Source organism: Limosilactobacillus ingluviei DSM 15946 (assembly GCF_001435775.1).
Classification (GTDB): Bacteria; Bacillota; Bacilli; order Lactobacillales; family Lactobacillaceae; genus Limosilactobacillus; species Limosilactobacillus ingluviei.
The window spans coordinates 19,017-30,222 of the sequence record NZ_AZFK01000012.1; the positions used below are offsets into that span (position 1 = coordinate 19,017).

Below are 11,206 nucleotides of genomic sequence, written 5' to 3' on the forward strand. Positions count from 1 at the left end.
CAAACTGCTTTAATGATCTGTGCGCTGCGCTTGCAACCAGGCCCCCAATTGCGCCCAATCGTTGCGGACAGTCGCTTCGAGGCGCCGAGCGTACAAGTAGGCAGCGGGGTGATACATCGGCACCACCCAGACTGGTTTATTTCCCGGGGAATATTGGTCGTCTTGCCAGGTTAAGACCGGGGTTTTTAACACTTGGCCGTGCAAGGCCCCAATCGTTGCCTGCGGTCCGACCAAGCGCTGCAGGGCCGTGTTGCCTAAGGGAATCACGATTTCTGGGGCGACCATCGCAATTTCCCAGTCAAACAGGGGCGCAAAGGCCGCCACTTCGCGCTTGGTGGGGGTGCGATTCGGTCGTTTAACCACGGCTTGGCCGGCCCGATCGTGCCCGTGGCGCAGGTGATAAGGGCGGCTGCGAACCACACTGGTGATGTAAACCGCCGACCGTTGTAACCCCGCTAAGGCCAGTAACTTGGTTAATTCTTGCCCCGAAGCGCCCACGAAAGGGTGCCCCGTTTCGATCTCTTGGCGCCCCGGGGCTTCGCCAACCACCATCACCCGGGTCGGGAACGGCCCCTCCCCTGGCACGAAGCCTTCTAAGGGCCGCCCTTGGACCGCTCGTTGCACTTGGGCCACCAACGCCGGCGGGTAGGTCAGCCGCCGGGTCAACTTTTGTACCGCCATTTCGGGTCCGCAATGATCCGGGCAGCAATCAGGCCCAACGGCAAGAAGACGACAATCAACGCCGCCTTGGCTGCCCACGTACCGGCCACACTCAGCGAGTTCAACCCTAAGTTATAAACCGCTGAATACATGTACAGCCCCGGGACCATAATCACAATTGAGGGCACGGTAATCGCAATCCGCGGATAGCCAACCCGCCGGCGCGCTAAGGAAGCTAACAACCCGGCCAACAGCGCCCCCGCAAAGGCCGCGGGGCCAGCCGGCACGTGGGCCAAATCAACCATTTCCAGGCGCAGCGTGTTGGCACAGGCCCCGATCACGCCGGCCGTTGCCGCCATTTTTAAACTGCTGTTAAACATAATCGAAAAGCCGAAGACCCCGCAAAAGCTAAAGACCAGGCGCAAAACCAAATACAGGGCCGGGGAAAGGGCCAGGGGAATGAAATTTTCAGGCTGCAGATCCATCGCCATGGCTACCACCCAGCCGACCAAAGTCGCGACCGTGATGACCATCAAAGCAAAGGCCCCCCGCTCCAACCCGGAGCGCATATCCAGCTTGGAAAGGTCCAAACCACTAGTGATGAACGGAAAGCCCGGAATCACAAACAGCATCGCCCCGATATAGCCTGCTTCATGGTGTGAATTAACGTGTAAAAAGTACTGCACCACGTTAAACGAAGCATCATAAGCCACACAAGCGACCGCTACGGCCACCGTTAAACCCGCAAAAAGGGTTAGTTTGCGATCACCCATCTTGCGCCGGACGTAATTGCCAATGCCGGCCCCAAAAAAGCAACACAGCATTTCTACTGGGCCTCCGCCCAGCAAAAAAACGAAGGCTGAACAAGCCAAGGCCGCAGCCAAGCCCACCATCCACGGCGCGTACAAACCGCCGATGCTTTCGATCCGATTTAAGGCGTGGTGAATTTCCCCGGTTGTCCAATTTTGCCCTTGCTGCTCAAATTCGCGAATATAATTTTCCAACGCATTCAGCCGAGCGGTATTAACCCCCGTACTAGGGAGGGCCAGGGCCTGGGTATAACTGCGGTGGTTATCCATGCACGTATATTCAATTGACACCAAACCAATATCCGCCGAACAAGTCATACCCAAAGTCTCGGCGGCGACATTCATTGAATTGCGAACCCGCCACGCTCCTGTACCGCAGGCTAACATCATCAACCCGATTCGCCCGACGATCGTGGCGCGTTCCACCAGGTTCGCATCTTTAGCCGGCGTGACATTATCATCCGTGACAAAATCATGCCAGGGAATGGCCATGTGGTGTTGATAGCCACTCTCCGTTGGTGTTTGTTTCTCCATTCTCAAATCCCCTTTATTGCCAAAAACTCCCTTTTATTATACGAGGAATTTTGGCTGATAACAGAAAACATTTCCGTGGAATCGCTTTATCTTGCCGACGAAAAAAAACGTGCTGAAGCCCCCATTTGCTTCAGCACGTTTAATTAATACTTGGCTTGCCACCGTAAAGTCGCTACGGCTTGCTTTGCATCAGTAATCGTCGGGTCCGCCAACCCTTGGTCAAGTGCCGTTTGGGCCACCACTTCGGCTACTTTGGCCGTAAAGGCCGGCAATTGGGCGACTGGTGGCAGGACCGCCGCGCCGGCTTGGTTTACGTCGACAATATCAGCTAAGGCGTGGGCGGCCGCCGCTAACATTGCTTCATTGATCCGCTTGGCTTTGACCGCGATCGCCCCAAAGCCAACCCCCGGGTAAACCAAGGCGTTATTGGCTTGGCCAATCCGGTAGGTTTGACCATTGAGCGTCACATCCGGGACCGGAATCCCGGCCGCGACCAGGGCCCGGCCGGCCGTCCACTTCAGCAAGTCGGCTGGCATGGCTTCAATCAGCTTCGTGGGATTAGAAATCGGGAAGATGATCGGGCGAGCGACGTGGGCCGCCATTTCCTTGACCACCGCTTCGCTAAAGGCGCCCGGTTGCTTGGAAGTGCCAATCATTACCGTTGGCTGAACGGCTTTGACGACCGCCAACAGATCGGTCAGTTCATCCGCATTCGCAAACTCAGCGCGTTGCCGGGTAAATTCCCGTTGCTCCGGGGTCAGGTTGGGCGTGTCATCAAAGAGCAACCCCTGAACGTCTACTAAGTAGAAGTGCCTCTTGGCTTCTGCTGGCGCCATTCCCTGACGGACCATTTCATCAAAGAGCATCTTGGCAATCCCCATGCCAGCCGTCCCGGCGCCAAAGGTCAAGAACTTTTGGTCGGCCAGTCGTTGCCCTGATAGCTTCAGCGCCCCGAGCACGCCGGCCAGCGCAATCATCCCGGTTCCTTGGATATCGTCGTTAAAGATTGGCAATTGATCCTGGTAGCGCCGCAAAATCTTGGCGGCATTGGCCCGGCCAAAATCTTCAAAGTGCAACAAAGCCGACGGGAACAATTCGTGCGCCACGGTCACGAAACCATCGATTAACTGGTCGTAAGCCGCCCCCGTAACGCGCCGGTGCTTGAGCCCTAGGTAGGCGGGATTGTTAAGTAAGCTTTCGTTGTTCGTACCGACATCCAAGCCGACCGCTAAAACGGACGCCGGATCAATCCCAGCCGCCGCCGTGTAGACCATCAGCTTGCCGACCGCAATGTCAACCCCGTTGATTCCCCAGTCACCAATCCCGAGGATTCCTTCCCCATCGGTCACGACAATCAGCTTGATGTCACGACCGGCCGCTGCATTTTGCAACCGTTGGCGAATCGTTGCGGGATCGTCAATCGACAAAAAGGCTGCTTGTTGGGGTTGCAAGAAGCGTTGGCTGTAATTTTCAATCGAATCGGCAATCACTGGATCGTAAACAATGGGCATCATTTCTTCCAAGTGTTGGCCCATCAGATAAAAGAACAGGGTCCGATTGGTGTTGAAAATCGCCATCAAGAAGTCGCGTTGTTCAATGCCGGCCTGTTTAGTTTGAAATTGGGTATAGACTTCTGTCGCTTGTTCCTCAATCGTCCGAACCTTCGGCGGCAACGCCCCCAATAACCCCAACCTTTGCCGTTCAGCCAGACTGAAAGCTGTCCCTTTGTTTAAGTACGGATTAGCTAAAATTGTACTTGCCTTTGTCATAATCATCCCTCATTTCGCAATTCTTTCAATGCCAACGTAATGCAAGCCAGGATCAGAAACTAAACGAGGCTAGTGTAAAACCGGGTTTGCTTTATAGTCAAATCAACGATATAGTATGATTTAATTTTATATGAGCCGGCTAATTTATGAACAAGAAGGGATTTTAAATGAACATTAAAGATATTAAATATTATTGCGCCCTGGTTAAAACCAAAAATTTTTCGAAGGTGGCCGAACAATTCAACGTCAGCCAGCCCACCATTACGCTGGCCATCAAACGCCTGGAAAAAGCATTTGACACAACGTTTTTCATTCGGGACCAATCCCACCGTGAATTACGGATTACGGAAGCCGGCCAGCAATTTTTCCTGCACGCTCAGGTGATCCTCAATGAATTAACGGTCGCCCGGCAAGAAATCGCCCATGCCAATGACCGTCAAATTCGCTTTGGCCTGCCCCCGATTATTGGCAATTTCTACTTTCCCCCGCTGACGCCGCAACTGATGCAAGCCGGTTTAATGGCCCAGTTAGAGCCATATGAATACGGGTCGGCCCACCTCTTAAAAATGGTCCAAAACGGGGAGCTTGATTTAGCCCTGCTCGGCTCCCTGACCCCGATCAGTTCCCCGCAGTTGCGCACCCAAGTTCTGGCCCGCTACCCGATTAAAATTATCGTCGCTAAAAGCCACCCCCTCGCTGCACGGCAATCCAACGGGGTCGCCTTTCACGAGTTGCAAAATCAAACGTTTATTACCCTGGCCCGCGAAAATGAATTTGTCCACCAGCACGCCTTTCGCCACCTCGCGCAAATCAATCACTTCCGCCCCAAAGTCCTCTACCAAACCAACGACGTCCACATTCTTAAATCAATGGTCGCCAGTAACCTAGGCATTGCCTACCTGACCGACCTGGCCCTGTCACCATCGGACAACGTCGTCCCCATCCCCCTCACCGACGCCGACCAACCCACCTTCTTAGTTTCAGCCGTCATGCGGACGACAACCCCGTTAACCGCAGCCATCCAAGCCCTTTGGCATGATTTGGCTGCTAGCAAATAAAAACTGCGGCAAGCGCGCCAGGCGTTTGTCGCAGTTTTTTGGTTACTCTGTAATCTCGATTGCTTTAATCAACACGTCTTCTTCTGGCCGATCTTCAAAGTTGCGCTTGACTTGACTGATCTTGATCGCCACATCCAGCCCGCTAACAACTTGACCAAACACCGTGTGATGGAAATCCAGCCATGGGGTTCCCCCATTTTGGTAGGCTTCGATCACTTCAGCTGGATAACCTGCAGCTTCCATCTGCCCAAGCAAGTTCGTAGACAGGTTCCGATTCGTCACGATAAAAAATTGGCTACCGTTGGTGTTCGGACCCGCATTCGCCATTGAAACGGCCCCCTTCAAATTGAACAATTCGGGGGAAAATTCATCTGCAAAGGGGTGCCCATAAATACTTTCGCCACCGGCCCCGGTCGCCGTTGGGTCCCCGGTTTGGACCATAAAGTCTGGAATCACCCGGTGGAAAGTAACGTCGTTGTAGTAGCCTTGCTTAGCTAATTCAACAAAGTTCTTTACCGTTTTAGGTGCTTGGTCCGGGAACAATTGTAAGCTAATGTCCCCCAAGGACGTCTTAATCGTTGCTTTGGGCCCTTTTACTTGGTCCAACGCTAATTGTGGAAATGCCATCCCGCATTCCTCCTCTTCTAAAGTCTGCCAATTATTTTACCACGGTCACCCGCCGACTAACAGCAAAGGGCTGCCGATTGCCGGCAGCCCTTTTACTGGCGTTATTTTTGTCTGTCGTTAGTTGTCTTTACTTAGGAGGTCGCTTTTAAAGAAAGCTGGCCGCCCGCGCCGGTCGTTCTTGATAAGCTGGCAGGACACTGGCCGCCCCCAATTGACGTACCCCGGCCAATTGCTTAAAGGTCGCTGCCACGTGGCTTGGCGTAAAGCCAAAGGCCGTCGCCAATTCGTGGCCGTCCCCGCTTAACCCAAAGCGGTCCACGCCAATAACCTGGCCGCGCAAGCCCACGTACTTGTACCATGGGGCACTGGCGCCCATCTCGAGGGCTACCCGGTTTTCAATTTGGGGCGGTAGGACTTGGTCACGGTACGCTTGGGGTTGTTCGTCAAACCGGTTCAAACACGGCATTGAAACGACCCGGACGTCAAGCCCCTCCTCAGCAAGCAAGGCCTTCGCATCCATTGCTAAACTGACTTCAGAACCAGCGGCGATTAAAATCCCATCGGGGACTTGCTTAGTTGAATCAGCTAAAATATAGCCCCCACGTTCTACTGGCGCCCCAACCGTTTCTGCCAACACCGGCAGGGCTTGCCGGGAAGTCACCAACAGTGATGGCCGGTTCGTAGTCTTGGCAATCATTTGCCAAGCCGCGGCCGTTTCATTGGCATCAGCCGGCCGAATTACGTCTAGATTCGGCATCGCCCGGAAGCCCGCCAATTGTTCAATCGGTTCATGGGTGGGACCGTCTTCTCCGACCGCAATTGAATCGTGTGAACCCACAAACACGGTTGGCAAATTCATCAACGCCGCTTGGCGCACCGCCGACTTTAAGTAATCGGTAAAGACCAGGAAGGTACTCCCAAAGGCCCGGTTGCCACCGTGCAGGTTCATCCCATTCAGCGCCGCGGCCATGCCGAACTCACGCACCCCAAAGTTCACGTTGCGTCCCGCCGGCGTCGCGCGACTAAAGCGCCCCAAATCATTCAAGAAGGTTTTGTTTGATGAGGCTAAATCTGCCGCTCCACCCCAGAATTGTGGATTGGCGGCCGCGACTTTTTGTAAGATTTCGGCGCTGGCTTGCCGCGTTGCCACCTTGTCACCTGGTTGGTAAGCGGTCTTGACCCCGGCCACACTCAGTGGGGCGTGGGTTAATTCCGCCGTTTCTTGGGGGTACTTGGCTTGGTAAGTGGCAAACATTTTTTGCCAAGCCTCATAGCCAGCTTGCTTACCTGCCACTGCGGCAGCAAAATGATCCCGAATCGTTTGATCGATTTCAAATGGCGCGGCCTCCCACTTAAAGAAGTCCGCTAGTGCTTGCCGCCCGGCTGCATCCAACGGCGCCCCGTGCACTTTATTAGTTCCGGCTTGCGGTGCCCCATACCCAATCGTAGTTTGCACTTCAATCAGCGTTGGCTGCGCCGTTTGTTTGGCTTGCTGGAGGGCTTGCTCAATCGCGGCCACATCGGTATCACCGTGTTCAACGACCAGATAATCCCAGCCCGCCGCTTCAAAACGTTGCCGTTGGTTTTCACTGGAGGATAAGTTCAGTGGCCCGTCTAGTGAAACCTGGTTGGCGTCATGTAAAACAATCAGCTTGCCTAATTGGTGGTGACCGGCTAAGCTCAGGGCTTCTTGGCTGATCCCTTCCATTAAATCGCCATCCCCGGCTAAAACATAGGTATAGTGATCAATGATTGGCAAACCCGGCCGATTGTAAGTCGCGGCCAAGTGCCGTTCGGCCATCGCCATCCCCACAGCCATCCCCAAGCCTTGGCCTAATGGCCCGGTCGATGCATCGACCCCCGGGGTCCACCCGGCTTCAGGGTGCCCCGGCGTTTTGGAGCCCAACTGCCGAAAAGCTTTTAAGTCAGCTAAACTAAGGTTAAAACCATTCAAATGCAGCAAGCTGTATAGCAGGGCCGAGCCGTGGCCCGCTGACAGGACAAAGCGGTCCCGGTTAAACCAGCCCGGGTCCTTCGGATTGAAGTTCATCACCTTTTCAAACAGGGTGTAGGCCATCGGCGCCGCCCCGATGGCAATCCCCGGGTGACCGGACTTGGCCTTGCTAATCATATCAACGCTTAAAAACCGCAGGGCATTAACCGCCGCTACTTCTGTCTTATTCATCCTAGCGTCCTCCTATCAACGTGCACTGATGGCTTCAACTTCATCTAAAATACTGTAACCCAAGCTTTCGATATCTTGGGCAAAGCCCCGGACCGTATCTAAGGCCACATCGACTGGGGTCAGGTCCCGGCGGGTCACCCACTTATTCAAGATTGCCGGTGGCACCGTGATAATATCTAAGCCCAGTTGTTCTGCTTGCCGGATGTTATCAACTTCCCGGGTTGAGGCCCATAATAATTGCACATTCGGGTAACGGAAGGCCATCGTTGAACTGCAGATCACAAAGGACGTCGGATCGATTCCCGTATCAGCCACCCGGCCGACAAAGAGCGAGATAATCGCCGGTACTTCGGGATCCAAAGCATCTAAGGCCCACCGGACCTGTTCCTTGGTTGTAACTGCCGTAATGTTTAATTTAATCCCGGCCGCCGAAAGGGTGCGAATTAAATTGATGTGGGGCGTCCCATCCAGTGCTAAGATCGGAACCTTTACGTAGACATTCTCCCCCAGGTCGCTCAAAATTTCCGCTTCCGCTTGCATTTCGGCTTGGTCTTGGGCAAAGACTTCAAATGAAACTGGCATGTCCGGAAATTCCGCCACGACCTTTTGGGCAAAGGCCAAATAATTGGTAATCCCCGCGCGTTTCATTAAAGTGGGGTTCGTAGTAAAGCCGGTTACTTCTGGTAACTTGGCCATTTGGCGCATTGCTTCAATGTCCGCCCCATCGGCATAAATTGCAATTGAATTTTGTTTAGTAATGTTCATGTGCTAAGCTCCTCGTTTTTAAGTATACCAATTTTTCGAAATTAAAAATATCATGTTTCTCATCATGACTGAATTCACTTTAATCGTCAAACTTTTATTCTCGTTTCCCCTTTTTAAATTGGATATACCAATCGAGGATAAATACTAAATAAATTCAATTTAACTCGTATAAAAGCCAATCTATCAGCGAAACAAATGAATAGACCATTCAAGATGAAAGTTTGGCGAATCGGTTGCACAAATCTTCATCTTCGTCCATTACATATGACAATAAAATCATTCAACTCCCTTAAAACTAAGGTAGACCATTTTTAAATAGTTTCCAACAACCAGGCCCGGGCTTGTTCAAATGCCACAGGCTTCACTTTTGGTTGTCCAAATTGAGGCAAGTAAACCAGATTTAAGTTAGCCCCCCGGTTTTTCTTATCGTTCGCTATCTTATCAATCATCGCCGGCATTTGTAACTCAGGTGCCGTAACTGGTAAGCCGATACCTGCTAAAGTGGTCGTCAAATCCGCCGCTACCGTAGCTGGCACCCAGCCCAACTGACTAAGCCGTTGACTCAATGCCACCATCCCAACACTGATTGCCTCCCCATGCCGCAGCCGCCCCTGAGCCAGCGCTTCAACGGCATGCCCCAACGTATGACCAAAGTTTAAAATCTGGCGCTGAGAACCTTCGCGTTCATCAGCCATCACTACTTTGGCCTTAAATGCGATTGCCTGGGCACTTAAAGCTGGGGCTAATTCTAAAATTTGGGCCGGCGTCCGAATTTCTTTTACCAACTGCCAAAAGTCACCTCCTGCAAGCGCAGCGGTTTTAATTACCTCGGCGTGACCAGCAATTAATTCTCGTTGGGGCAAGGTCCCTAAGACGGCGGGATCAACCAAGACTAAATCAGGCTCATAAAATGCCCCCAACAAATTTTTAACGTGGGCTAAATTTACCGCCGTTTTTCCGCCCACGGAGCTGTCCACTTGGGCTAACCACGACGTCGGAATTTGAATCAGCCTTACCCCACGCATGTATGTCGCGGCGACCAACCCGGCCAAGTCTCCAGTTACGCCACCCCCCAGGGCCACAATCCCATCATCGCGCGTAAAATGGGCTTGGGCTAACTGTGCCGCCAGAGAACCCAGCCTTGATAGGGACTTCGAAGTCTCACCCATTGGGAAGCGCAGGGGAAAAACTTCAAACCCCACTGCTTCCAATTGTTTAACCACTTGCTGTTGATATAAAGCGGCCACATTTTGATCACTAATTACCGTGACTTTGCGAGGAGACCACTGAGTAGCAACCAATTCACCAACGTGCGCCAATAAGCCCCGCTCAATCAAAACCTCATACTGCCGAGCAGCCACTTGAACTAAGATTTTTTCCATCGCTTTCTCCTTACGCTTGCTGAATTGCGGTTCGCACCCGTTGAACTTGCTGTGCCAAAGTTTGCAACTGTTCTGGCAGTAAGGCTTGGGCCCCATCCGAAAGTGCCGCCGCCGGATGATCATGAATTTCGACCACTAAGCCGCTAGCGCCAACCGCCGTCCCAGCGAGTGCCAACGATGTGACCCACTCTGTGTGTCCCGCAGCATGGCTGGGATCAATAATGACCGGTAAGTGCGTTAATTTTTGCAAAACGGGGACCGCCCCCACGTCTAAAGTGTTGCGCGTGTATTTATTATCAAACGTCCGGATACCGCGTTCGGTGATCATAACTTGCGAATTACCACCCGCGAGAATGTACTCAACTGCATTCAAGACATCATCAATCGTTGCTGCCAACCCGCGCTTGAGCATCACCGGTCGGCGAGTCTGCCCGACAGCTTTTAACAGGGCAAAATTTTGCATATTGCGCGCCCCAATTTGCAAAATATCGGCGTACTGCGCAGTTAACGCTACTTGTTCCGGCGCCATGACTTCCGTTAAAACATCCATGTCGTATTGGTCAGCTGCCCGACGTAATGCTTGCAGCCCGGCTTCACCCAAGCCCTGAAAGGAGTAGGGTGACGTGCGTGGTTTGAAAGCCCCGCCCCGTAGAACCGTCGCCCCGCTGCGTTTAGCGACAGCAGCCATCGCTAAGACATGTTCCGCCGACTCCACTAAACAAGGTCCAGCCATTAAAGTAAAATGGGAGCTCCCAATTCGTGAATGGGTCGTCGCAATTACCGTATCTTCAGGATGAAATAGCCGACTGGCCCGTACTGCAGCGGGATGATCAGCAATGATTGTCGCCGCAGCTGCTTTTTCTTCTGGCGTCAACTCCTGAGGGGTCACCCCAAGTAGGGCAATCCGGTCCCCATTCACAAAAACTTGTTTACTTCCCGCAAAACGGGTTTGCAATTGCGAAATCAGTTCTGGATGATCTTTTCGACTGACAATAATCATAGTAAGTTCCTCCGTTTCGAATTGTCGCTGTAATAAAACTGCTAAACCAAATAAGCAGCTAACTGACCAAATAAAAAACCGGCCCCGCAAAAAATTGACGGATGACCGGTTTAAAGCATTTCTATAAGCCTTAATTAATCAGCCACCGCAGTCCAATTGCTTTCGCGTGGCCGATTCCATAACAAAAGATTGGCCGCACGGTTGTAAACCTGTTTGTCTACAACCGTCCGGGCGTAGACACTATGGCCAATAATAACCAAATCGTTGATCTACCAATCTTTTCGTCATAAGGCTTGCTCCTTTGTATTTAGTAGCTCCTAATTTGCAACATTATATTTATCTCGTCAACCTCTAATCCAATTCTCCCGAAATGTCAATTTAAGTTAGAAAAAAAGTAGTTGCTCATCAGTGACGTGC

The 11,206-nt window shown here is 52.4% G+C and carries 9 protein-coding genes; 1 reads left to right on the plus strand and 8 read right to left on the minus strand.

From position 1 onward, the window contains the following. Positions 1-9: 9 nt before the first annotated feature. The 3 genes from FC43_RS02185 to FC43_RS02195 form a co-directional block, all read right to left on the minus strand. Entirely contained in the window at positions 10-681 is a 672-nt protein-coding gene (locus FC43_RS02185) for a uracil-DNA glycosylase (RefSeq protein WP_082611433.1), read from the minus strand. Next, entirely contained in the window at positions 663-2,003 is a 1,341-nt protein-coding gene (locus FC43_RS02190) for a threonine/serine exporter family protein (protein WP_056953739.1), read from the minus strand. The genes FC43_RS02185 and FC43_RS02190 overlap by 19 nt, the downstream gene beginning before the upstream one ends. A 143-nt stretch (positions 2,004-2,146) precedes the next feature. Next, the gene (locus FC43_RS02195) at positions 2,147-3,772 is read right to left on the minus strand and encodes a malolactic enzyme (RefSeq protein ID WP_056953741.1); all 1,626 of its coding nucleotides are present in this window, start codon (positions 3,770-3,772) and stop codon (positions 2,147-2,149) included. A gap of 167 nt (positions 3,773-3,939) precedes the next feature. Here FC43_RS02195 and FC43_RS02200 point away from each other — a divergent pair, with 167 nt between their 5' ends. Continuing rightward, positions 3,940-4,830 (plus strand): LysR family transcriptional regulator, encoded by an 891-nt coding sequence (locus FC43_RS02200; protein WP_056953743.1) that lies wholly within the window; start codon positions 3,940-3,942, stop codon positions 4,828-4,830. Between the two features lie 42 nt (positions 4,831-4,872). Here the strand turns inward: FC43_RS02200 and FC43_RS02205 are convergent, their stop codons facing one another. The 5 genes from FC43_RS02205 to aroF all read right to left on the minus strand — a co-directional run bounded on the left by FC43_RS02205 (position 4,873) and on the right by aroF (position 10,789). Further along, positions 4,873-5,457 carry a peptidylprolyl isomerase gene (locus FC43_RS02205; protein WP_056953745.1) on the minus strand — a complete coding sequence of 195 codons (585 nt, stop codon included), beginning with the start codon at positions 5,455-5,457 and terminating at the stop codon, positions 4,873-4,875. A 145-nt stretch (positions 5,458-5,602) separates the two neighbouring features. Then, positions 5,603-7,642, minus strand: coding sequence for a transketolase (gene tkt, locus FC43_RS02210; RefSeq protein ID WP_082611434.1), 2,040 nt, complete (start codon positions 7,640-7,642; stop codon positions 5,603-5,605). A 15-nt stretch (positions 7,643-7,657) separates the two neighbouring features. Further along, on the minus strand, positions 7,658-8,407 hold the full coding sequence (locus FC43_RS02215) for a transaldolase family protein (protein WP_019206760.1): 750 nt from the start codon (positions 8,405-8,407) through the stop codon (positions 7,658-7,660). 311 nt (positions 8,408-8,718) lie between these two features. Then, positions 8,719-9,789 carry a 3-dehydroquinate synthase gene (gene aroB, locus FC43_RS02220; protein WP_056953747.1) on the minus strand — a complete coding sequence of 357 codons (1,071 nt, stop codon included), beginning with the start codon at positions 9,787-9,789 and terminating at the stop codon, positions 8,719-8,721. Positions 9,790-9,799: 10 nt separating this feature from the next. Next, positions 9,800-10,789 (minus strand): 3-deoxy-7-phosphoheptulonate synthase, encoded by a 990-nt coding sequence (aroF, locus tag FC43_RS02225; protein WP_056953749.1) that lies wholly within the window; start codon positions 10,787-10,789, stop codon positions 9,800-9,802. Positions 10,790-11,206 lie beyond the last annotated feature (417 nt).